This window comes from Serratia sp. TSA_130.1 (assembly GCF_052691795.1).
Genome location: NZ_JBQZFS010000005.1, coordinates 129024 through 151929, shown reverse-complemented (window position 1 = coordinate 151929; position 22906 = coordinate 129024). Strand labels below are relative to the sequence as shown.

General features: G+C 60.0%; 21 protein-coding genes, 1 tRNA gene and 1 riboswitch. Of the genes, 10 read left to right on the top strand and 12 right to left on the bottom strand.

The annotated features are described in order from the left end of the window. Window positions 1-31: 31 nt before the first annotated feature. Entirely contained in the window at window positions 32-685 is a 654-nt protein-coding gene (ribB, locus tag ACUTQY_RS18180; protein WP_033636071.1) for a 3,4-dihydroxy-2-butanone-4-phosphate synthase, read from the bottom strand. A gap of 109 nt (window positions 686-794) precedes the next feature. Next, a riboswitch (FMN riboswitch) is annotated at window positions 795-955 on the bottom strand. Between the two features lie 147 nt (window positions 956-1102). On the opposite strand from ribB, the gene ubiK reads away from it, so the two are divergent. Beyond that, window positions 1103-1378 (top strand): ubiquinone biosynthesis accessory factor UbiK, encoded by a 276-nt coding sequence (gene ubiK, locus ACUTQY_RS18175; RefSeq protein ID WP_004937216.1) that lies wholly within the window; start codon window positions 1103-1105, stop codon window positions 1376-1378. Between the two features lie 51 nt (window positions 1379-1429). Here ubiK and hldE read toward each other — a convergent pair whose 3' ends face one another. From hldE to ACUTQY_RS18160, 3 genes are all read right to left on the bottom strand, one after another. Further along, entirely contained in the window at window positions 1430-2860 is a 1431-nt protein-coding gene (hldE, locus tag ACUTQY_RS18170; RefSeq protein ID WP_046687827.1) for a bifunctional D-glycero-beta-D-manno-heptose-7-phosphate kinase/D-glycero-beta-D-manno-heptose 1-phosphate adenylyltransferase HldE, read from the bottom strand. A 77-nt stretch (window positions 2861-2937) separates the two neighbouring features. Beyond that, window positions 2938-5775, bottom strand: coding sequence for a bifunctional [glutamate--ammonia ligase]-adenylyl-L-tyrosine phosphorylase/[glutamate--ammonia-ligase] adenylyltransferase (glnE, locus tag ACUTQY_RS18165; RefSeq protein ID WP_046687828.1), 2838 nt, complete (start codon window positions 5773-5775; stop codon window positions 2938-2940). A 45-nt stretch (window positions 5776-5820) separates the two neighbouring features. Beyond that, on the bottom strand, window positions 5821-7128 hold the full coding sequence (locus ACUTQY_RS18160; RefSeq protein ID WP_046687829.1) for a CYTH domain-containing protein: 1308 nt from the start codon (window positions 7126-7128) through the stop codon (window positions 5821-5823). A gap of 277 nt (window positions 7129-7405) precedes the next feature. Between ACUTQY_RS18160 and ACUTQY_RS18155 the strand changes: the two genes are divergently transcribed. Both ACUTQY_RS18155 and ACUTQY_RS18150 read left to right on the top strand, forming a co-directional pair. Then, window positions 7406-8026, top strand: coding sequence for a TIGR04211 family SH3 domain-containing protein (locus ACUTQY_RS18155; protein ID WP_033644594.1), 621 nt, complete (start codon window positions 7406-7408; stop codon window positions 8024-8026). A gap of 122 nt (window positions 8027-8148) precedes the next feature. After that, on the top strand, window positions 8149-9393 hold the full coding sequence (locus ACUTQY_RS18150; protein WP_033644593.1) for a multifunctional CCA addition/repair protein: 1245 nt from the start codon (window positions 8149-8151) through the stop codon (window positions 9391-9393). Window positions 9394-9433: 40 nt separating this feature from the next. Here the strand turns inward: ACUTQY_RS18150 and bacA are convergent, their stop codons facing one another. Then, window positions 9434-10258, bottom strand: a complete 825-nt coding sequence (bacA, locus tag ACUTQY_RS18145) for an undecaprenyl-diphosphate phosphatase (protein WP_033644592.1) — start codon at window positions 10256-10258, stop codon at window positions 9434-9436. A 132-nt stretch (window positions 10259-10390) separates the two neighbouring features. Then, on the bottom strand, window positions 10391-10750 hold the full coding sequence (gene folB, locus ACUTQY_RS18140) for a bifunctional dihydroneopterin aldolase/7,8-dihydroneopterin epimerase (RefSeq protein WP_015379095.1): 360 nt from the start codon (window positions 10748-10750) through the stop codon (window positions 10391-10393). A gap of 107 nt (window positions 10751-10857) precedes the next feature. Here folB and plsY point away from each other — a divergent pair, with 107 nt between their 5' ends. Then, the gene (gene plsY / locus ACUTQY_RS18135; protein ID WP_033644590.1) at window positions 10858-11502 is read left to right on the top strand and encodes a glycerol-3-phosphate 1-O-acyltransferase PlsY; all 645 of its coding nucleotides are present in this window, start codon (window positions 10858-10860) and stop codon (window positions 11500-11502) included. A 30-nt stretch (window positions 11503-11532) separates the two neighbouring features. Here the strand turns inward: plsY and tsaD are convergent, their stop codons facing one another. Next, window positions 11533-12546 (bottom strand): tRNA (adenosine(37)-N6)-threonylcarbamoyltransferase complex transferase subunit TsaD, encoded by a 1014-nt coding sequence (gene tsaD, locus ACUTQY_RS18130; RefSeq protein WP_004937199.1) that lies wholly within the window; start codon window positions 12544-12546, stop codon window positions 11533-11535. A 325-nt stretch (window positions 12547-12871) separates the two neighbouring features. On the opposite strand from tsaD, the gene rpsU reads away from it, so the two are divergent. The 3 genes from rpsU to rpoD all read left to right on the top strand — a co-directional run bounded on the left by rpsU (window position 12872) and on the right by rpoD (window position 16971). After that, window positions 12872-13087, top strand: coding sequence for a 30S ribosomal protein S21 (gene rpsU / locus ACUTQY_RS18125; RefSeq protein WP_001144069.1), 216 nt, complete (start codon window positions 12872-12874; stop codon window positions 13085-13087). 136 nt (window positions 13088-13223) lie between these two features. Next, on the top strand, window positions 13224-14972 hold the full coding sequence (dnaG, locus tag ACUTQY_RS18120) for a DNA primase (protein WP_046687830.1): 1749 nt from the start codon (window positions 13224-13226) through the stop codon (window positions 14970-14972). 157 nt (window positions 14973-15129) lie between these two features. Continuing rightward, window positions 15130-16971, top strand: coding sequence for an RNA polymerase sigma factor RpoD (gene rpoD, locus ACUTQY_RS18115; protein ID WP_025304326.1), 1842 nt, complete (start codon window positions 15130-15132; stop codon window positions 16969-16971). A gap of 55 nt (window positions 16972-17026) precedes the next feature. Here rpoD and ACUTQY_RS18110 read toward each other — a convergent pair whose 3' ends face one another. Both ACUTQY_RS18110 and mug read right to left on the bottom strand, forming a co-directional pair. After that, entirely contained in the window at window positions 17027-17479 is a 453-nt protein-coding gene (locus ACUTQY_RS18110; protein ID WP_084710309.1) for a nuclear transport factor 2 family protein, read from the bottom strand. Window positions 17480-17495: 16 nt separating this feature from the next. Further along, window positions 17496-17984, bottom strand: a complete 489-nt coding sequence (gene mug / locus ACUTQY_RS18105) for a G/U mismatch-specific DNA glycosylase (RefSeq protein ID WP_096242606.1) — start codon at window positions 17982-17984, stop codon at window positions 17496-17498. Between the two features lie 146 nt (window positions 17985-18130). Between mug and ACUTQY_RS18100 the strand changes: the two genes are divergently transcribed. After that, window positions 18131-18206 (top strand) — tRNA-Ile (locus ACUTQY_RS18100). A gap of 593 nt (window positions 18207-18799) precedes the next feature. Here ACUTQY_RS18100 and ACUTQY_RS18095 read toward each other — a convergent pair. After that, window positions 18800-19435 (bottom strand): hypothetical protein, encoded by a 636-nt coding sequence (locus ACUTQY_RS18095; RefSeq protein WP_046687855.1) that lies wholly within the window; start codon window positions 19433-19435, stop codon window positions 18800-18802. Window positions 19436-19610: 175 nt separating this feature from the next. On the opposite strand from ACUTQY_RS18095, the gene aac(6') reads away from it, so the two are divergent. Beyond that, window positions 19611-20051 carry an aminoglycoside 6'-N-acetyltransferase gene (gene aac(6'), locus ACUTQY_RS18090; RefSeq protein WP_046687856.1) on the top strand — a complete coding sequence of 147 codons (441 nt, stop codon included), beginning with the start codon at window positions 19611-19613 and terminating at the stop codon, window positions 20049-20051. Here aac(6') and ACUTQY_RS18085 read toward each other — a convergent pair whose 3' ends face one another. Next, window positions 20052-20768 (bottom strand): HPP family protein, encoded by a 717-nt coding sequence (locus ACUTQY_RS18085; protein ID WP_046687857.1) that lies wholly within the window; start codon window positions 20766-20768, stop codon window positions 20052-20054. Between the two features lie 162 nt (window positions 20769-20930). On the opposite strand from ACUTQY_RS18085, the gene yfcF reads away from it, so the two are divergent. Beyond that, a complete protein-coding gene (gene yfcF / locus ACUTQY_RS18080) occupies window positions 20931-21566 on the top strand; it encodes a glutathione transferase (RefSeq protein WP_046687858.1) in 636 nt (211 codons plus the stop codon). Window positions 21567-21639: 73 nt separating this feature from the next. On the opposite strand, the gene ACUTQY_RS18075 is transcribed toward yfcF, so the two are convergent. Then, the gene (locus tag ACUTQY_RS18075; RefSeq protein ID WP_103101387.1) at window positions 21640-22881 is read right to left on the bottom strand and encodes an aromatic amino acid transport family protein; all 1242 of its coding nucleotides are present in this window, start codon (window positions 22879-22881) and stop codon (window positions 21640-21642) included. Window positions 22882-22906 lie beyond the last annotated feature (25 nt).

Below are 22906 nucleotides of genomic sequence, written 5' to 3'. Positions count from 1 at the left end.
CGGCTTTTTTATCGTTGAAAGCGGCCGGCTATCAGCTGGCTTTTTTCTCGTGCGCCTGGCGGTAGGCCACCAGATCTTCGATGGTCAGCACCACCATGTCGTGCTGTTTGGCGAAGGCGATCACTTCCGGCGCATGCGCCATGCTGCCATCGTCGTTGGTCAGTTCACACAGCACGCCGGCAGGTTTGAAACCGGCCATGGAGACCAGATCGATGGTCGCTTCGGTGTGGCCGCGACGGCTCAGCACGCCGCCCGGCTGCGCGCGCAGCGGGAACACGTGGCCCGGACGGTTCAGGTCGCTCGGCTTGGCGCTGTCTGCCACCGCCGCACGGATGGTGGTCAGGCGATCGGAAGCGGAAACCCCGGTGGTTACGCCCTGCGCCGCTTCGATGGTCACGGTGAAGGCGGTCTGGAACTGGCTGGAGTTGTTGGTCACCATCATCGGCAGCTCAAGCTGCTGACGGCGTTCTTCGGTGATGCACAGGCACACAATGCCGCTGCCGTGGCGAATGGTCAGCGCCATCTGCTCAACGGTCATGGTCTCCGCGGCGAAGATCATGTCACCTTCGTTTTCACGGTTTTCATCATCGAGCACCATCACGCCGCGCCCGTTGCGCAGTGCGTCGATCGCGCGTTCAACGCGTTCTGTCGGCGTGCCGAAGTCTGAAAGTAGCGTCTGATTCATGGTAAAAAACCTCATTAAAAATTATGGATTACCAGAACCAGGGCGATCTTGAGGAGTAGCTAGCAATAGCTAAAAAAATAACGCAAGCGGGCGCATGCCCGGCAGATACCGTTACTCTCTCCCATCCGGACTATAACCGTCGGCCCCGGAATTACACCGGATCTGCTGACCTCTAACCGGCCTTTACAGGCTGGCTGAGCGCTCGCGGGCTTTCACCGTAGAAGGTGATTTACCGCCGGTGGGGACTTTCACCCCGCCCTGAGAATAAGCAAGATGACTATAACGCTAATGGATAGACAGGGCAATTGGCAAAAGCACAATTCGGCCACGCGCGGCGAATGCGCTTAATGGTGTTTATCCGGCGGGCAACTCGCATTACACTAAGCGGCAGCTATTAAACTCTGAAAGGGATACGCCATGATTGACCCGAAAAAAATCGAACAAATCGCACGCCAGGTTCATGAGTCCATGCCTAAAGGCGTTCGTGAATTCGGGGAAGACGTTGAGAAAAAAATCCGTCAGGTGCTGCAGTCGCAGTTGACCCGCCTGGATTTGGTTAACCGCGAAGAGTTCGACGTGCAGACTCAGGTGCTGTTGCGCACCCGCGAAAAGCTGGCGCTGTTGGAACAGCGCATGGCCGAGCTGGAAAGCAAGCTGAGCGCGGCGCCGGCCGCCAAACAGGAAGACGAATAATTCCCGCCAAGGGCGCGCACCGCGCGCCCTTGTTCTTTACGTCGCCCGGCGTTAGCCGCGCCCGTCTTTGATCGCTTTGATGATGTTGGTGGTCGACAGGCCGTCTTCAAAGTTCAGCACTTTGACATCGCCGCCGTTGGCCCACACTTCCGCACTGCCGGCAATCTCTTCCGGCTTGTAATCGCCGCCTTTCACCAGCAGATCCGGCAAGATGTCGGCGATCAAGCGCTGCGGCGTGTCCTCCTCGAACGGCACCACCCAATCCACCGCTTCCAGCGCGCCCAGCACAATCATGCGGTTCTCCAGCGCGTTGACCGGGCGTTTTTCCCCTTTCAGGCGTTTGGTCGACGCATCGCTGTTCACCGCCACGATCAGGCGATCGCCCAGCTTGCGAGCATTGGCCAGATAAGAGACGTGGCCGGCATGCAGAATGTCGAAGATGCCGTTGGTCATCACCACTTTTTCGCCGCGCTGACGCGCCTGCGCGACGGCCTGTTTCAACTGCGCTTCGGTCATCACGCCAAAACCGGTCTCGGCGCGGCCGCGCACCGCGTTCTCCAGTTCGATCGGCGACACGGTGGAGGTACCGAGCTTGCCCACCACCACGCCGGCGGCGGCATTGGCCAGGAAACAGGACTCTTCCAGCGAGTTGCCGGCGGCCAGCGAGGCGGCCAGCACGCCGATCACGGTGTCGCCGGCGCCGGTCACATCGAACACTTCCTGCGCCTGGGTCGGCAAGTGCAGCGGCTCAACGCCCGGCTGCAGCAGCGTCATGCCGTGTTCGGAACGGGTAACCAGCAGCGCCGACAGCTCGAAATCCGTCACCAGCTTCATGCCGCGTTCCACCAGTTCCGCTTCATCCTTACAGTGGCCCACCACCGCTTCGAACTCGGACAGGTTCGGCGTCAGCAGCGTCGCGCCGCGATAGCGCTCGAAATCGGATCCTTTCGGATCGATCAGCACCGGCACCTTGGCGGCGCGCGCCAGTTGGATCATGCCCTGCACCTGGCTGAGCGCGCCCTTGGCGTAATCGGACAGCACCAGCGCGCCGATCTGCGGCAGCGCCTGCTGAATGCGCTCCAGCATCGGCTGCGGATCAACGTTGGAGAAGCCTTCTTCGAAGTCGAGACGGATCAGTTGCTGGTTGCGCGACAGCACGCGCAGCTTGGTAATGGTCGGATGGGTCGGCACCGAGACGAAGTCGCAGCGCACGTTGACTTCATTCAGCTTGGCGCTCAGCGCCCGCGCCGCATCGTCGATGCCGGTCAGGCCCACCAGACGGGAAGTGGCGCCCAGCGAAGCGATGTTCATCGCCACGTTAGCCGCGCCGCCGGGACGCTCTTCGATGGTATCGACCTTGACCACCGGCACCGGGGCTTCCGGTGAAATGCGGCTGGTCGGCCCATACCAATAGCGATCCAACATGACGTCACCGACCACCAGCACACCGGCGCGGCGAAAATCAGGCAGCGTAACTTTCATCCGATAACTCCAAAAAAGAACAAAATTTTAGTGGCGCAGATATTACCACAGACCGCCGGAATACCCGCAAAAAGGTATTAATCCAGCCATTTGGCCCAGCTGGCGCGCACCTGCTCGCGCTCGGCGGCAAACAGCCCGCTGCCGACCTTGCCGGAATGTTCCTGCAGCGCCAGGTGGTGGATCTCGTCGCGCATGGTGACATAGGCCTGGGTCAGCGCGCGCGCCTCTTCATCCGGCATGATGTCGTAATTGGCCATCAGCTCGAAGATGCGCACGTTGTCCGACCAACGCGTCAGGCGCGGTTCACCCGGCGCATAGCGTAAGACCAGATATTGGGCGATAAATTCGATGTCGGTAATGCCGCCCTCATCGGCCTTGATATCAAACAGATCGCGCTGCTTGTTGCCGAGATGGTTGCGCATCTTTTCGCGCATCTCGCGCACTTCGCGCTTCAGGGTCTGCGCATCGCGCGTTTTGCACAGGATCTCGCGCCGGATCGCGTCGAACTGCTGATGCAGCGCCGGATCGCCGTGCACGATGCGCGCGCGCACCAGAGCCTGATGCTCCCAGGTCCAGGCTTCGTTTTGCTGGTAGTCGGCGAACGCCTCGACGGTGCTGACCAGCATCCCCGCGGCGCCGGAAGGCCGCAGGCGCGCGTCCACCTCATACAGAATGCCCGAGGACGTGCGGGTGCTGAACAGATGCATCACCCGCTGCGCCAGCCGCAGGTAGAACTGGCGGCCGTCGATGCAGCGATCGCCGTCGGTCATCACCTCCGGCGGGCAATCCAACAGGAACACCAGATCGAGATCGGAACTGTACCCCAGCTCCCAGCCGCCCAGTTTGCCATAGCCGATCACCGCAAAGCCGCGCCCCTCCCGCTCCTGCAAATGGGTGGGCTGGCCGTAGCGCGCCACCATGTCGCTCCAGGCCTGTTGCACCACCGCGTCGATGATCGCCTCAGCCAGATAAGTCAGGTGATCGCTCACTTTCATCACCGGCAGCGCGCCGGCGATATCCGCAGCGGCGATGCGCAGCTGCTGCGCCTGTTTGAACTGACGCAGCGCCTCCAGCTTTTGCTCTTCGTCGTCTTCCGGCACCCGCAGCAGATACTGCCGCAGCTCGCTGCGGTAGGCGTCCAGCGCCACCGGCTGATACAGCGTGGCCGGATCCAGCAGCTCGTCCAGCAGCAGCGGGTAACGCGACAGCTGGTTGGCGACCATCGGCGACGCGGCGCACAGGCGGATCAGATGGCTGAGCGCCGCATGGTACTCCACCAGCAGTTCGAGATAGGTAGTGCGGGTGACGATGCTCAGCAGCAGCTGCGCCAGCCGCACCAGCGCGGTCGGCGCGTCCTGCCGCGGGCATACCTCCGCCAGCAGGCGCGGCATCAGCTGATCGAGCACGTCGCGGCCGCGCGGGCCGATGGTGCGCTTGTCGACGTCGTGACGAAAATCGGCGATGGTGCGCAGCATCTGTCGACGCGCCTCTTCGTCAAGGTGCGGCGTCAGCGGCGCCAGCTCGTTCTCCTCCAGCGCGTCCTGCCACAGACTGTGATAGTGCTGGTAATCGGGATCTTCGCCGACATCCGGGCTATCGTCACCGATCAGGTCGTCGAACACCGCGCGCACCGCCTGCATGTGCACGTCCAGCGCCGCCATCAGCGCCGGCCAATCCGCCAACCCCATGCCGTAGGCCAACCGGGCCTGATCGAGCGCCTCCTGCGGCAGCGTCTGGGTTTGCTGATCGCCGATCGCCTGCAGCAGGTTCTCCAGCCGCCGCAGGAACAGGTAGGCGGCGCTCAGCGCCCGCACCTGCTTGCTTTCCAGCAGCCCCAGCTCGCCCACCGCCTGCAGCGTCGGCAGCAGCGAACGCCCCTGCAGCGCCGGTTCACGGCCGCCGCGGATCAGCTGGAATACCTGGGTGATGAATTCGATTTCGCGAATGCCGCCGGCGCCCAGCTTGATGTTGTCCTTCAGGCCGCGCCGCCGCACTTCACGGGCGATCATGCCCTTCATGTTGCGCAGAGACTGAATGACGCTGAAATCAATGTAACGACGGAACACGAACGGCCGCAGCGTTTTACGCAGCTCCTGGCTGTAGGCGTCTTCCGCCCCGCCCATCAGGCGCGCCTTCACCATCGCATAGCGCTCCCAGTCGCGCCCCTGCTCCTGATAATAATCTTCCAGCGCCGCGAAGCTCATCACCAACGGGCCGCTGTCGCCGAACGGCCGCAGCCGCATGTCGACGCGATAGACAAAGCCGTCGATGGTCTGTTGATCCAGCGCCTTGATCAGCCGCTGGCCAAGGCGGGTGAAGAACTGAGCATTGTCCAGCTCGCGCCGTCCGCCCTGAGTCTGGCCGTTTTCCGGGTAGGCGAAGATCAGATCGATGTCCGACGAGAAGTTCAGTTCGCCGCCGCCCAGCTTGCCCATGCCGAGGACCAGCAGCGGCTGCGGTTCGCCGTCGGCATTGCACGGCGTGCCCCACTCGCGGCAACAGGTTTGGTACAGCCAGTCGCGCGCGCTGACGATCAGCGTCTCCGCCAGCCCGCTCAGCTGCAGCAACGTTTCTTCGGTCGCACACAGCCCCTGCGCCTGCGCCCAGGCGATGCGCACCAGCGTTTCGCGGCGAAACAGACGCAGCGTGCGCATCAGTTGCGCTTCGTCGCGCACCTCTTCCAGCTCGTCCTGCAACCAGGCGGCGTAGTGTTGCCACTCGCCGGGCGCCGGCGGCTGTTCGCGCAGCGTCGCCAGCCAGGCCGGCTGGGCGAGCAGCGCGTCGCTGACGAAGTCGCTCGACGCCAGCACCCACTGCTCTTGCTCGCTAAAGGCGCAGTCCGCGCCGTGAACTTCCTGAAAACGCTGCACAACCTGCTGTGCCTGAGCCTGTAACGCGGCTGAAAGTGGCGACATAGTGTTTGACCCGTTCTGCGGCCCACGGCTGGCGGGCCGGCTGGATTAACGAAGCGCGCCGTTTAACCAGAATGGCGCATGCGATAAGGCCTGTTTGCGGCTGGCTTCATACCAGCCCTGGCGGCGCTCGCTCAGCGCCGCCTGCAGCTCGCGCCAGGCGTCGATATAAGGCCCGGTCTGCTCGTCGGGGTAAGCGCCCGACAGCAGGACCAGCGCCGAAATCTGACGCGTCAGGCGCGGCAATTGTTCCTGATATTCATCTTCGTTCAGCGTACGGCTGAAGGCTTCTTTCAGCTCCGCGCCGCTGCGCCCCAGCATGATGTCGCTGAAGCGTTTGAAAGAACCGTCCAGTTTGGCCTGCCCTTTGGCGTCGATAAACGGCCGCCAGGCGCCGCGCACCAGCCATGATGTGAGCGCCAACTTACATTGCAGATAGGCCGCGCTGTAGCACAGGTTCTCCGGTTGCGCGGCTTTGTCCGCCAACAGCGGTTCGAGCTCGGTCAGGCGGGCGCGCAGATCGGCGCTGGCCTTGCGCGGCACCAGGCCGCCGAAGATCACCAGCGCCTGGCGGATAGTGCCGACCGCTTCGAGGACCGCCCCGCGCGCCTGCGCATCGCCGCGCAGCCACAGCTCCTCATGGTACTGCCAATGGCTGAGCGCCAGCTCGAAGGCGGCGATCATCCCCTGCTCCACGGTCGCCTTCGCCGCCGGCTTCAGCACCCGCAGCGGGCGCACCTCGCGCGGCGGATTGCCCTGCGCCAGGTGGTAGCCGCGCGCCGCCTTGCTCAGGCTGCCCTGACGCAGCCCGCCATGGGCCGCCAGCTCGCCGGCCAACGCCAGCAGATCGGCGGTGTTGCCTTTCAGCAGCTCCAGTTCGATCTCGCTCAGGGCTTCGCTGAGGTCACCGGCGCGCACCTCTCCCTGATCCAAGCCAATCTCGATCTCGCTTTGGCCGTAAGTGACCACCCACTTTTCACGCGCAAAGTCGGTACGGAACAGCGGCTGCAACGCCTGCTGCAGCGCCGCGATATCACAATCCTGTGGCCAGATGTCGGCAGGAAACTGCGCCAGCGCCAGCTGCGGCTCGGCGATAGCGACGTTGTATTCCGGACGTTGGTGCAGGCCGGCCACCACTTTACCGGCGGTTTTGATGGTCATCTCATAACGATCGTCGAAACCGCGAATGCGCAGCCCCATGTCGTGATTGCGCAGGAAGTTATCGGCCGTTTCGAAGTAAATGTTGGTCAGTTTTTGCGGCGCGGAATGCTGATGCGGCCAGGCGGCAAGCCATTGCGGCAGAGCGGCCACCGCTTGCGGCGCGGCGATGAATTTCAGTTCAATTTCAACGGTCATAATTCTTTAACACCAATAAGTTATGCATTCACGTCTGTTTCAGCGCGGCGCGTTCGGCCGCCGCATACTGCCCAATGACGCACAGTTGCCGTTATCTTACCGCGATTCCCGGCGCCTTAACCCTGCTAACTGTAGAAAAAACCTGTTACGTTATAAAACGCCGCGCAACTCACAGAATCAGCCACAGTAAGATAGTTCTCATTCCGGTTTTGGCGTTGCGTCGTCAGACTGAACGCTCTACTATCGTTCCATAAATTCACCAAGAAACGATGAACTAATGCAGAAATTACGCCTGATTTGCCTTGCCGCGCTGAGCTTCAGCATCACTTGGGGCGCACATGCCGAAGATAAACGCTATATCTCCGATGAGTTAAGCACTTACGTCCATAGCGGCCCAGGTAATCAGTACCGTATTGTCGGCACTCTGAACGCCGGTGAAGAAGTCACCCTGCTGAGCGTCAACGACAGCACCAACTACGGCCAGATCCGCGATCCGAAAGGCCGCACCACCTGGATCCCACTCGATCAGCTCAGCCAGACGCCGAGCCTGCGCACCCGCGTGCCCGAGCTGGAACAGCAGGTGAAAACCCTGACCGACAAGCTGGCCAACATCGATAACACCTGGAACCAGCGCACGGCGGAAATGCAGGAAAAAGTCGCGGGCAGCGACAGCACCATCAGCAGCCTGCAGAAGGAAAACCAGGATCTGAAAAACCAGCTGGTGGTCGCGCAGAAGAAGGTTAACGCCGTTAACCTGCAGCTCGACGACAAACAGCGCACCATTATTCTGCAGTGGTTCATGTACGGCGGCGGCGTCGCCGGCGTCGGCTTGCTGCTGGGCCTGCTGTTGCCGCACCTGATCCCGCGCCGCAAGAACAACAATCGCTGGATGAACTGATCTCAGTATCGTTCAGTTTGAGTATGGGCGCCTGCGGGCGCCCTTTTCATTGGCGCCGACATCCCGCGGCCAATTCATGTAATCTGATAGACAGAGCCTTACACGATATTCAGGAGTCAACAGTGCAGATTTATCTGGTCGGCGGCGCCGTTCGCGACAGCCTGCTCGACATTCCGGTGGTCGATCATGATTGGGTGGTGGTGGGCGCCACGCCGGCCGAGCTGCTGGCATTGGGCTACCAGCAGGTCGGCAAAGACTTTCCGGTATTCCTCAATCCCGACACCCACGAGGAGTACGCGCTGGCGCGCACCGAGCGCAAATCCGGCCAGGGATACACCGGTTTTACCTGCTATGCCGCGCCGGACGTCACGCTGGAGGAGGATCTGCTGCGGCGCGATCTGACCATCAACGCCATCGCCCGTTCCGCCGAGGGGGAGCTGATTGATCCTTACGGCGGCGTGGCCGATCTGCAGGCGCGCGTGCTGCGCCACGTTTCCGACGCCTTCGGCGAAGATCCGCTGCGCGTACTGCGCGTGGCGCGCTTCACCGCCCGCTTCGCCCATCTGGGTTTTCGCATCGCCGACGAAACGCTCGCCCTGATGCGCCGGATGGCGCACAGCGGTGAACTGGCCGCGCTGACCGCCGAACGCGTCTGGAAAGAAACTGAAAAGGCGCTGCAAAGCCAGAGCCCGCAGGTCTATTTTCAGGTGCTGCGCGACTGCGATGCGCTGGCGGTGCTGTTCCCGGAAATCGACGCGCTGTTCGGCGTGCCGGCTCCCGCCAAGTGGCACCCGGAAATCGACACCGGCGTGCACACGCTGATGGCGTTGGCGATCGCCGCCCGCCTCACGCCGGAGGTGGACGTGCGCTTCGCCACCCTGTGCCATGACCTCGGCAAGGGATTGACGCCAAAAGAGTTCTGGCCGCATCACCATGGCCACGGCCCGGCCGGTGTGCGGCTGGTTGAGGCGCTGTGCCAGCGGCTGCGGGTGCCCAACCCGGTGCGCGATCTGAGCAAGCTGGTGGCCGAGTACCATGATCTGATCCACACCGTGAACAAGCTGCGGCCGGAGACCCTATTGAAGCTGTTCGACGCCATCGACGTCTGGCGCAAGCCGCACCGGCTGGAGCAGATGATCCTGACCAGCGAGGCGGACGCGCGCGGCCGTACCGGCTTTGAGGAGAATCCCTATCCACAGGGCGACTATCTGCGCCAGGCGTATCAGGTGGCGAACGCGGTATCGATTAAAGAGGTGGTGGCCAGCGGGCTGCAGGGCACCGCGATCCGCGACGAGCTCAAACGCCGCCGCCAGCAGGCGCTGGCCGAGTGGAAGCTCACCCAAACCATCATCAACGATCAGGCATAAAAAAACCCCGCGGAGCGGGGTTTTTTCTTGGTGTGAAGGCTTACAGGAACACCATGTAAACCACGGCCGCCACGATAAAGCGGTAGATAGCGAACGGCACGAACGAGATGCGTTTGATCAGAGACAGGAAGGTCTTGATCGCAACCAGCGCCACCACGAAGGCGGTGACGAAACCGACGGCGAACATCGGCAGGTCGCCCCAGGTCAGGAAGTGCAGGCTCTTGTACAGATCCAGGCCGCTGGCGCCAATCATCATCGGCACAGCCAGAATGAAGGAGAACTCGGACGCCGCATAGCGGTTCACGCCCACCAGCATGCCGCCGGCGATAGTGGAACCCGAACGGGAGAAGCCCGGCCACAGCGCCAGACACTGGAAGCAGCCGATCATGAACGCCTGACGGTAAGTGATGTCATCCAACCCTTCCGCGCTAGGCTTCTTCGGCTTCAGCCATTCCGCCGCCAGCAGCAGCAGGCCGCCGACCACCAACGCGTACATCACGTTTTTCGGCGCAAACAGCGACTTGATGAAATCATGGAAGGCCAGCCCCAGCACCACCGCCGGGATCATCGCCAGCAGGATGTGCCCCAGCTTCAGCTGGCCGCTGGTTTTGCCTTCGTGCTCCACCGGCTTGCCGCCGAAATGGATGCCGATCAGACCGAACAACCGGCGCCAGAACATCACGACGACGGCCAGGATCGACCCCAGCTGGATAATGACTTCAAAGGTTTTGGCTTTGTCGCCGGTAAAGCCCAGCCACTCGCCGACGATGATCATATGCCCGGTGGAAGACACCGGCAAAAATTCGGTTAATCCCTCGACAACCCCAAGAACAAACGCAATAAACAGTGAATGCATGTCTGCCATGTGCTTCGCTCACCCCATAAAATAACGGCTATCACATAAAAAAGCGGCAATGCTTAAAGACAATGCCGCTAAAACAATTCTCAGGATTAAGACCAGGTTAACGGTCTTTCGTTGCAAGCAGATGACATAAAATCATGCGGGACGGGTGCCGCGCTCAATGATCACGCCGACCCGATTGGCATGTGCTACAGCGCCCGGTTTGCTGACCTTAATACGGACCCAGGGGGAATTGAAGCGCTGGAGCAAAATTTCAGATATTTCCTCCGCCACGCGCTCCACCAGCGCGAACCGGTTCGACTCCACGTGTTGGATCACGGCATCGCTGACGTCGGCATAGCTCAGACAGTCATTTACGTCGTCGCTGGCGGCGGCCGGCCGGTTATCCCAGCCCATTTCGATATCGAACACCAGCTTCTGACGAATGCCCTGTTCCCACTCATAAACGCCAATGGTGGTAATTACGGTAAGCTCTTCAATAAATACGATATCCATCACGTCATTCTCTGTTTTTGGCCTTGCCGGATACCACTTCCAGCGGAATGTGCGTATTATCCATAGATGTTGCGAGTAAAACGACCATTATTAAACGGAACCGCGTTATGAGTGCTACCGCGCTTGGCATGATTATCTTCGCGTATCTGTGCGGCTCGATTTCGAGCGCGATCCTGGTTTGCCGGATCGCCAGGCTGCCGGACCCGCGTGAACATGGCTCAGGAAACCCCGGGGCGACCAACGTCCTGCGCATCGGCGGCCGGCTGGCGGCGGCGGCGGTGCTGGTGTTCGATATTCTGAAAGGGATGTTGCCGGTCTGGCTGGCCTACAAACTCAATGTGCCGCCGCTGTATCTGGGCCTGACGGCGATCGCCGCCTGTCTTGGGCACATCTATCCGGTGTTCTTCCACTTCCGCGGCGGTAAAGGCGTGGCGACGGCATTTGGCGCCATCGCGCCTATCGGCTGGGATCTGACCGGCCTGATGACCGGCACCTGGCTGCTGACGGTGTTGCTCAGCGGCTACTCTTCGCTCGGCGCCATCGTCAGCGCGCTGATCGCCCCGTTCTACGTCTGGTGGTTCAAACCGCAGTTCACCTTCCCGGTGGCGATGCTCTCCTGCCTGATCCTGATGCGGCATCACGACAATATTCAGCGCCTGTGGCGCGGCCAGGAAGGCAAGATTTGGGGCAAGTTCCGCAAGAAGAAAAACGACGCGGATGAGGATAACGGCGACCAGCCGAAAGACGAATAACGTAAGGGCCGGATAATCCGGCCCTTTGTTTTATACCGCAGGCAGTTCCGCCAGCGGCCAGCGCGGCCGCACCGACACGCTCAGCTCCGGGTTGGCGCCGCTCTTCAGCCGCACCATGCCAGCATAGGCGATCATCGCGCCGTTGTCGGTGCAAAATTCCGGGCGGGCATAGAACACTTCCCCGCCGCGTTTCTGCATCATCTCCGCCAGTTTGGCGCGCAACGTGCGGTTGGCGCTCACGCCGCCGGCCATCACCAGGCGTTTGAAGCCGGTTTGCTCCAGCGCGCGTTTGCATTTGATCGCCAGCGTATCCACCACCGCATCCTCGAAGGCGCGGGCGATGTCGGCACGCGTCTGATCGTCGTTGCCGTTGGAGCGGATGGTGTTGGCGGCGAAGGTTTTCAGGCCGGAGAAGCTAAAGTCCAGCCCCGGACGATCGGTCATCGGCCGCGGGAAGGTGAAACGCCCCGCCGTACCCTGCTGCGCCATCTTCGACAGCATCGGCCCGCCGGGATAATCCAGGCCGAGCAGCTTGGCGGTTTTGTCGAACGCTTCGCCGGCGGCATCGTCGATCGACTCGCCCAGCAGTTCATATTCACCGATGCCGGTGACGCTGATCAGCTGAGTGTGGCCGCCGGAGACCAGCAGCGCGACGAACGGGAACGCCGGCGGGTTATCTTCCAGCATCGGCGCCAGCAGGTGGCCTTCCATGTGGTGCACCGGCACCGCCGGCACGTTCCAGGCGAACGCCAGCGCGCGCCCGACGGTAGCGCCGACCAGCAGCGCGCCTACCAGGCCCGGCCCGGCGGTATAAGCCACGCCGTCGATATCGGCCGGGGTCAGGTTGGCCTCTTTCAGCGCCGCCTGAATCAGCGGCACGGTTTTGCGCACGTGATCGCGGGAGGCCAGTTCCGGCACCACGCCGCCGTAGTCGGCGTGCAGCTTCACCTGGCTGTATAATTGGTTGGCCAACAAACCGGTTTGATCGTCATACACTGCAATTCCGGTTTCATCGCAGGACGTTTCTATACCCAGTACTCGCATTACATTTCCCATCATTCACGTGCGGCCGCCAGTCTACCACATTCCGCCGCATTTACCGCCGATGCGGCGCATCTTGTCACCGGCTTGCGCCTATGTCGATGATTCATCCAGAAAATGCCCGAGCGATTAAACACGAGCATTTTTTTCTGATTAGTCTATAATCAGCGCCCGGTGCAAAATTGCGCACGTTGCGGCAGAGCGACGCGGGTTTCAATTTGCTGTGATGCTTTACAAAGCAGCATCCATTGGAGTAAAATTCCGCACCATTTTGAAAAGGCTGGCGCTTGGCCAGCAACAAACCGAATTTTATTGAGGTGAGAGGCACATGCCGGTAATTAAAGTACGTGAAAACGAGCCATTTGACGTTGCTCTGCGTCGTTTCAAACGCTCTTGCGAAAAAGCAGGTGTTTTAGCTGAAGTTCGTCGTCGTGAGTTTTATGAAAAACCAACTACCGAACGTAAACGCGCTAAAGCTTCTGCTGTGAAACGTCACGCGAAGAAACTGGCTCGCGAAAACGCACGCCGCACTCGTCTGTATTAATTCTTCGGGGGCAACCCCACCGCGTGAATTTCTGATTTTCAAAATCGCGCAGACCGAGTAGTTGCATACGAAGGCCGTGCTTTCCGAAAGGAATGCGCGGCTTGTTCTCGTTTATAGGCTAATGAAGTAAGGGCTTATGGCTGGACGAATTCCGCGCGTATTTATCAATGACTTGCTGGCTCGCACCGACATCGTCGATTTGATCGACGCCCGCGTGAAGCTCAAGAAGCAAGGCAAGAACTACCACGCGTGCTGTCCGTTCCACCACGAAAAGACGCCTTCATTTACCGTTAATGGCGAAAAGCAGTTTTATCACTGTTTTGGATGTGGTGCGCACGGCAACGCCGTCGACTTTTTGATGAATTACGACCGACTCGAGTTTGTCGAAACCATCGAAGAGCTGGCGACCATGCACGGGTTGGAAGTGCCTTACGAAGCGGGCACCGGGCCGACCCAGATCGAACGCCATCAGCGCCAGAGCCTATACCAACTGATGGAACAGCTCAGCGTGTTCTATCAACAGTCACTGCAGCAGTCCTCCGGGGCGCCGGCGCGCAGCTATTTGCAGCAGCGCGGATTAAGTGACGACGTTATTCGCCATTTCGCCATCGGCTTCGCGCCGGCGGGATGGGACAACGCCCTGAAGCGTTTCGGCCGCGACGCCGACTCGCGCCGCGCATTGAACGATGCCGGCATGCTGGTGACTAACGATCAGGGGCGTTCGTACGACCGTTTCCGCGAACGGGTGATGTTCCCCATCCGCGACAAGCGCGGGCGCGTCATCGCCTTCGGCGGCCGCGTGCTGGGCGACGGCATGCCCAAGTACCTGAACTCGCCGGAAACCGAAGTTTTCCATAAGGGCCGCCAGCTGTACGGCCTGTATGAAGCACAGCAGAATCACCCTACCCTGCAGCGACTGCTGGTGGTGGAAGGGTATATGGACGTGGTGGCGTTGGCGCAATTCGGCATCGATTATGCCGTCGCCTCGCTCGGAACCTCGACGACGGCTGAACACATTCAGCTGCTGTTCCGCGCCACCGACAACGTCGTCTGCTGTTACGACGGCGACCGCGCCGGCCGCGAAGCGGCCTGGCGGGCGCTGGAAACCGCGCTGCCGTACCTGAACGACGGGCGCCAGCTGCGGTTCATGTTTTTGCCCGATGGCGAAGACCCGGACACCCTGGTGCGCAAGGAAGGCAAAGAAGCCTTCGAGCAGCGAATGGAGCAGGCGCAGCCGCTGTCCACTTTCCTGTTCGAAAGCCTGCTGCCGCAGGTGGATTTGAGCAGCCCGGACGGGCGCGCCAAGCTGAGCACGCTGGCGCTGCCGCTGATTACTCAGGTGCCGGGCGAAACGTTGCGCTTGTACCTGCGTCAGGAGCTCGGCAACAAGCTGGGGCTGCTGGACGACAGCCAGCTCGACAAGCTGATGCCCAAGCAGGCTGAAAATGCGAATCCTTATCAGGCGCCCCAGCTAAAACGCACAACCATGCGTATACTGATAGGGTTACTGGTGCAAAATCCGCAGTTGGCTACACTTATCCCTTCGCTGGAAGGGTTGGAGCAGACCAAACAGGCGGGATTGCCGCTGTTCGTCGAACTGGTGCAGACCTGTTTGGCGCAGCCGGGCCTGACAACCGGGCAATTGCTGGAGCTGTATCGCGACAACAAATTCAGCCAGCAGCTTGAAACCTTGGCGACCTGGAACCATATGATCGTTGAGGACATGGTCGAACAGACCTTTTTGGATACGTTGGCCAGCCTGTACGACTCGGTGCTCGAGCAACGGCTGGAAACGCTGATCGCGCAGGCCAGAACGCGCGGCCTGAGCCCGGAGGAACGTGAAGAAGTCCGTTCCCTCAACCAGGTTTTAGCGAAGAAAAACTGAATACCAAACGGCTTAAGTGCCGATAATTGCGAGGGCAGAGCCCTGCACAGTGCCGCCATAGTGGGCCGCGGCGATAACGAAAACGCCCCAAATGCTATTGTTGGCGGTTTCGCCGACCGACACCAACCTAAATACTCTGAAGTGTGGATACCGTCTTATGGAGCAAAACCCGCAGTCACAGCTGAAGCTACTTGTCACCCGTGGTAAGGAGCAAGGCTATCTGACCTATGCTGAGGTCAATGACCATCTGCCGGAAGATATCGTCGACTCCGATCAGATCGAAGACATCATCCAGATGATTAACGACATGGGCATCCAGGTGATGGAAGAAGCACCGGACGCCGATGACCTGCTGCTCGCCGAAAACTCGAACAGCACGGACGAAGATGCGGAAGAAGCCGCCGCACAGGTTCTGTCCAGCGTGGAATCCGAAATCGGCCGCACCACCGACCCGGTGCGTATGTACATGCGCGAAATGGGTACCGTCGAACTGCTGACGCGCGAAGGCGAAATCGACATCGCCAAGCGCATCGAAGACGGCATCAACCAGGTGCAGTGCTCGGTTGCCGAATACCCGGAAGCCATTACCTATCTGCTTGAGCAGTACGATCGCGTCGAAGCGGGCGAAGCGCGCCTGTCCGATCTGATCACCGGCTTCGTCGATCCTAACGCGGAAGAGGACATCGCCCCAACCGCGACCCACATCGGTTCCGAACTGTCGAGCGAAGAGCAAGACGACGACGAAGAAGATGAGGATGCCGAAGACGACGACACCGAAGACGACAACAGCATCGATCCTGAGCTGGCGCGTCAGAAGTTCGCCGAACTGCGCGATCAGTATGAAGCGACGCGTCTGGTGATCAAAAAGAACGGCCGCAGCCACGCCAGCGCCGCGGACGAGATCCTGAAGCTGTCTGAAGTGTTCAAGCAGTTCCGACTGGTGCCGAAACAGTTCGACTTCCTGGTCAACAGCATGCGCACCATGATGGACCGCGTTCGCACCCAGGAACGCATCATCATGAAGCTGTGCGTTGAACAGTGCAAAATGCCGAAGAAAAACTTCGTCACCCTGTTCGCCGGCAACGAAACCAGCGATTCCTGGTTCGAAGCCGCACTGGCGATGGCCAAGCCATGGTCGGAAAAGCTGAAAGACGTGGCTGAAGACGTGCAGCGCAGCCTGCAGAAACTGCGTCAGATCGAAGAAGAAACCGGCCTGACCATCGAGCAGGTCAAAGACATCAACCGTCGCATGTCGATCGGTGAAGCGAAAGCTCGCCGCGCGAAGAAAGAGATGGTTGAGGCAAACCTGCGTCTGGTTATTTCCATCGCCAAGAAATACACCAACCGCGGCCTGCAGTTCCTGGATCTGATCCAGGAAGGCAACATCGGCCTGATGAAAGCGGTAGACAAGTTCGAATACCGCCGCGGCTACAAGTTCTCGACGTACGCCACCTGGTGGATCCGTCAGGCTATCACCCGCTCCATCGCCGACCAGGCGCGCACCATCCGTATCCCGGTGCATATGATTGAGACCATCAACAAGCTCAACCGTATTTCGCGCCAGATGCTGCAAGAGATGGGCCGCGAGCCGACGCCGGAAGAGCTGGCCGAGCGCATGCTGATGCCGGAAGACAAGATCCGCAAAGTGCTGAAGATCGCCAAAGAGCCAATCTCGATGGAAACGCCGATCGGCGACGACGAAGATTCGCATCTGGGCGACTTCATCGAGGATACCACCCTCGAGCTGCCGCTGGATTCCGCGACCTCGGAAAGCCTGCGTTCCGCCACCCACGACGTGCTGGCCGGCCTGACCGCGCGCGAAGCGAAAGTGCTGCGCATGCGTTTCGGCATCGACATGAACACCGACCACACGCTGGAAGAGGTTGGCAAGCAGTTTGACGTTACCCGTGAGCGTATTCGTCAGATCGAAGCCAAGGCGCTGCGCAAGCTGCGTCACCCAAGCCGCTCCGAAGTGCTGCGCAGCTTCCTGGACGACTAAGTCCGGCGGTTGCACTCAAAACAAAAACCCCGGCCTGCCGGGGTTTTTTTATGCCTCAGAACATGCTGTTGCCGCTGGCGGTCTTCTCCGGCACCGGCTGCGTCACGTCCCAGTGCTCGACGATTTTTCCGGCGCCGTCGAGACGGAAGATATCGATGATCGCCGCTGTCTTGCCGGCCTCGCGCCCGCTGACTTCCACATGCAAAATCACATAGTCACCGTCGACGAACGCCTGTTTTACCTCACTGTGCGAGTTGGGGTAACGCGTTTTCAGCAGCTCGACAAATTGACGAAAACCCGCCACGCCGTCTTTGGCATTAGGGTTATGCTGCTTGTACTGCTCGCCCAAAAACGGCCGCGCCGCCGCAAAATCCTTGTTGTTCAGCCCCTGCCGATAAAACTCCAGCACGTTCTGCTTGTTGCGCGCTTCCTGCGGCGAATGCCCCGCCTGCGCAGCACCGGTCACCAATAGCAGCGCCATCACACAACCTTTCATCATCGATGTCATCGCATACTCCCTTATGTCATTGCAGCGCCAGGAACAGCTCGCGATAGCTGGCGGTAAGCTGCTCCAGCGTGGCGCGGTTCAATCCGCTGGGGTTGGGCAATACCCACACCTCGGTTTCCCCCAGCGTCAGCGTCTGCTTGCCCCAGGGCGCGTTTTTCACCCCAAAGGCGGTGGTGAACGCCTGCTTGCCCAAAATCGCCAGCGCGCGCGGCTGATAGCGCAGGATCTTCTCTTGCAGCGCCTCGCCGCCGCTGCGCAACTCGTCGCGCGACAGCTCGCTGGCCGCCACCGTCGGGCGCGCCACCAGAGCGGTAATGCCGCAGCCGTTGTCCTTCAACTGCTGCCACTGCTCCGGTGCCAACTGGCTCTCGGTAAAGCCGGCCTGATGGATCACCTTCCAGAAGCGGTTGCTGCCGTTGGCGAAAGGGTAGCCCTGATGGGCGGAAGAAAGGCCGGGGTTGATGCCGCAAAACACCACCCGCAGGCCAGGCGCCAGAAGTTCCATGAGTATCGTGAGTCCATTGCAGGGATTTACTGCGGTTATCGCAAAATCCGCCAGCAATTACAACAGGCTAGAACTGCGCAGAAAAGCAACATACGGGCGGGTAACAGTAGACCGCCGCTTAAGGATTCCCTATAATCTCGCGGCTTGGCCCCTTAGCTCAGTGGTTAGAGCAGGCGACTCATAATCGCTTGGTCGTTGGTTCAAACCCAACAGGGGCCACCAAATTTTAGCTTTAAAATCATATAAAAAAGCCACTTTTCTCGAAGTGGCTTTTTTATTTCTTGCTCACAGTGGCGGTAAAATGGCGGCAGTATGCCAACACTCTCAGCTATCTTTCCCCTCTTAACCAGCCTATAGACAGACTTACCAGGAAGCCGGCAAAGAAGATCGCGACAGCCGCAGCGATAGATTTCCACCACTCATCAAACCAGAACAAGGCAACAAATGCCGCTATAGAGAACAGGCCAATGACTATGGACTCAGCCAAGTCAGCAGTTTGTCGGCCAACAAATTTAACGAACTTCACAAGAAAGGATTTTAGCCAGTTCATTGATTTTATTACTTAACGATAGGAAGTCATCATCACTTAACCATTAGTTAAAATCCAACCGCTGGCTTTTGATTGATCTATCCGCTATCGCTCGCCTCTCACAAGGCTACACAAAGCAATAGTGACAAACACCAGCAACAGGAATATTGCCGCGCTCAGAATTCGTTGCCACCATTCGTCGAACCAGAACAGTGAGCCAAACGCAGCGACAGAAAATATCCCGCCCAAAATCGCTTCCACAAGGTGCGACAATCCTTTACCGAGCTTACTGCCCCAAGACTTTAGATAGCTCATGATTCACACCTTCACAGAACATTTTCGATTTGCTGGTATAGGCAACAAAGGGTTCAAGATACTCCTCCGCCAGAAAGTAGATCATGTCCAAATTTCGTGGCGTGAGCTTATGGTACGTTGAGGGATATTGTTCCCGCAAACGACGCGAAGAAACGGAGGCCTGTTCAATAATTCCTTGTAAAAGAATGATGTTTAGCCCAGCAATGGTGACACCTTTGAATACCCATTTGAAAAGTGTGCTGCCGATAACCTTTTTCAAAATATGGTGTGTGATTTGCTGAACCAGAATGAACTGCGTCCCCATACGTCCTGTAAGATAACCCTCTACATGGTTTAATTTTTGGCTTAGCACGGTTTGTGTTTGCAGATCCATCCGCTGATAGCAGTCACGGATAATCACCGCTATCAGCTCACGTAGCGGGGCTTCGATACCATAGCCGGCACGAACGACCTTGATGAACCGTTCCGTTTCGATTTCATTGCGGCGCTTAAGCTCTCGACCGCCGAGCCCTGCTCCCTGCCATGTCCCACGAGCACTATAGGCAATGCTCCTTGGTAAAGACTCTATTCCCTCAAGAATTCCTTGAGCTACGGCTTTCGCATCCATAACAATCCCTTATCAGCGCCCTGGCCGTACCCTATACTAACTTCGCTTAAAATATCAACACCCCTTTCATCCTAATGAAGGGCGCCCCTCGGCATAATGGCTTTTTTGTTTCCCGCTGCCGTGCCACACTTCCCTCTCGGCATTCCTGATTTATTCCGACTCATAAGGCCCCTGCATGATCGTCAACTGCGACCACGACAACCTTGATGCCTGGCTGGCGCTGCGCTCGGCGCTGTGGCCCACCTGCCTGCGGGAAGAACACCGCGCAGAAATGCGCGAAATATTGGCTTCGCCGCACCACACCGCGTTTATGGCGCGGGGGCTGGACGGCGCTTTCGTTGGCTTTGCCGAGATCGCGCTGCGCTACGATTACGTCAACGGCTGCGAATCGTCGCCGGTGGCGTTTTTGGAAGGGATTTACACCGTCGAACGCGCCCGCCGCCAGGGCTGGGCCGCGCGCCTGATCGCGCAGGTGCAGGAGTGGGCGAAGCAACAGGGGTGCAGCGAGCTGGCGTCGGATACCGACATCGCCAATCTGGACTCCCAACGCCTGCATGCGGCGCTGGGCTTTGCCGAAACGGAACGGGTGGTGTTTTACCGCAAAATGCTGGGCTGATCAGGCGATCTTGCTTTGCCGCTGATGCGCCAGCTGCTCGGCGCGCAGCAGGATCTCCTGCAGATCGTCCTCATCGATATCGAACAGATCCCCCTCCATCAGCGCCTCGTGCAGATCGGCGCGGGTGATGGAAACGGCATCGATCGGCAGATTGGCCGGCTTGGCCTCCGCCGGCGCCAGCGCGTGCGGGTAGCGTCGCCCGGCCAGGTTATTGAACAGAATGGCCAGCGCCGCCAGCAGCACCGAGTTCAGCAGCACCGGGTACAGCACAAAGTGATAGCCCATCTGGTGAATGCCGGGGCCGCCGAGGATGGCGGTCAGCGCCACCGCGCCGCCCGGCGGATGCAGGCAGCGCAGCTTGAACATCAGGCCGATGGCCACCGCCGCCGCCACGCCGCAGGCCAGGCCCGGATCGGGGATCAGCAGACCGGCGCTGACGCCCACCGTCGCCGCCAGCGCATTGCCGCCGACGATCGACCAGGGCTGCGCCAGCGGGCTGTTGGGCACGCCGAACAGCAGCACCGCCGAAGCGCCCATCGGCGCGATAAACCACAGGTTCACCTCACCCAAAATAAAGTGGCTGATCCAGCCGGCGAGCATCAGCCCCAAACCGGCGCCGACGCTGGAAATCAGCATCTCTCGCTTGCCCACCGCCAGCGGGTGCGGCCACAGGCGCGCAACTCCCACTCTTACCCGTTCTATCCACTGCGTCTTCATGTTACCCGATACGGCTCAATTCACGTGTTGGCAACAAATATATCACGTCGCGCCAGCGCCGCCGTCCGCCGCGTCATAAAAGAACTTTTAGGCTAACAGATTGATTTTTAGCCTCCCCTCAACAATGATGAATGTTCCCCCCTTAACCCCGAGGAACCGCCGATGTCTCAACCGATCATCGAACTTTACACCGACAGTGAATTTTTCAGCCCGTACGCCATGTCCGCCTTTGTCGTGCTGACGGAAAAAGACATTCCGTTCACCGTGAAGCCGGTGGACCTGGCGAAAGAAGAGAACAAAGAGGCGGCCTACGCGGCGCTGTCGCTCACCCGCCGGGTGCCGACGCTGGCGATCGGCGAGTTCCAGCTCTCGGAGTCTTCGGCGATCGCCGAATACCTGGAAGACATCCACCCGGCCCACGCCGTATACCCGCGCGACGTGAAGCTGCGCGCCAAGGCGCGCGAGATCCAGGCCTGGCTGCGCAGCGATCTGCTGCCGATCCGCGCCGAGCGCTCGACCGAGGTGGTGTTCAACAACGGCAAGTTCCCGCCGCTGTCCGAAGCCGCGCAGGAGGCCGCGCGCAAGCTGATCGCCGCCGTGGAAAAGCTGCTGAGCCACGGGCAGGACAATCTGTTCAGGGAGTGGTGCATCGCCGACACCGATCTGGCGCTGATGCTCAACCGGCTGGTGATGCACGGCGATCCGGTGCCGGAGCGCGTGCGCCACTATGCGCACAAGCAGTGGCAGCGCCCGTCGGTGCAGGCCTGGCTGGCGTTGTCGGAAAAGCGGCGCGCGTGAGAAAAAAATCGGCGGCCACGACGCCGCCGTTCTCAATGCCGAGAAACAACATCACTGCTTGAGGGAAGGCAAATCACCATCCAGAGGGCAGATAGCCTAACAATGAAGCGATGGCGTACACCGCGCTGGCCAGGTACAGCAACACAATGCTGATCTGCAGCAGCGGATGCGTGATCCAGTTACACTGCCAGCGTGGGGTTTGGTCGCCGTGTTTGCGCGCGCCGCGCAGGATCAGCATCGGCATGATCGACAGGATCACCCCGCTGAACACCCCGGCGAAGTAGAGCGCGTTGACGAACGACACCAGCCCGCTGTAGGCCAGCGCGAACGGCGGCACCACCACCAGCAGCAGCACGCCGAAGCGGCGCAGCGGCAGCTCGTCGTTGCCCAGCCGGAACTTGTCGAAAATATTGGTCAGGAAGCTGCCGCCCAATCCCCAGTACGAGGTCAGCATCGCGCACAGCGCAAAGATGTTGGCGGAGAAGAACGCCCACTGCCCCAGCGCCTGGCCCCAGGAAATGGTGGCCACGTCGGAGATGTCATTCAGCCCGCTGAGCGCAATCACCGACATCGGCACCGCCGCCAGCAAAATGAACGTCACCACCATGCCGACAATGATCGCCTTCGGCAGTTGCTCCGGTTTGTCGGCAAAGCCGCGCGCCATTTCCGGCACGATGTACTGCGCCGAGAAGCAGAACACCACCACGTTGAACACCGGCACCATATAGCGCCAGTCGCCGTCCAACAGGTTGCGCATCTGGGTGGTGTCTTTCAGCAGCGTCGCCGCCACCAGGGCGGTCAACATCACCACCATGCCGATGCTGATGAACTTCTCGCCGCGGCCAATCGCTTTCAAACCGAGGTACAGCACGCCGGCGGCGGGCACGAAGAACAGCAGGCTGCCCAGCGCCGGGGAGATGCCGAACAGCGATTGCAGCAGCTTGCCGCTGCCGGTCATGTAGGCGGTAAGCGCCCCGACGCTGTTGACGCATACCGAAGCGAACATCAGCCAGGCGCCCAGGCCACCGACGTAGCGCTTCGCCAGCCCGCTCAGCTGCAGATGCGCGCGGGTGCGCAACGTAGATTCAGCAACGTACAGCATGGTGATGGTGGTCAGGCTTCCCACCAGCACCAGCCAGAACAGCAGCGGCAGAAAGCCGGCCTTGCTGGAGGCGTAGGCGATGGAGAGCACGCCGGCGCCGATGTTGGTGCCGACGATCATCGCCACCCCTTCGAGGAAACTTAACGATTTGGCGGGTGCAGGTGCTCGCACCCCGGCGGCAAGCGCCGGAGAAACAGAGATATTATCAGACATGCATCATCCTTTATCGCCCGGCGAC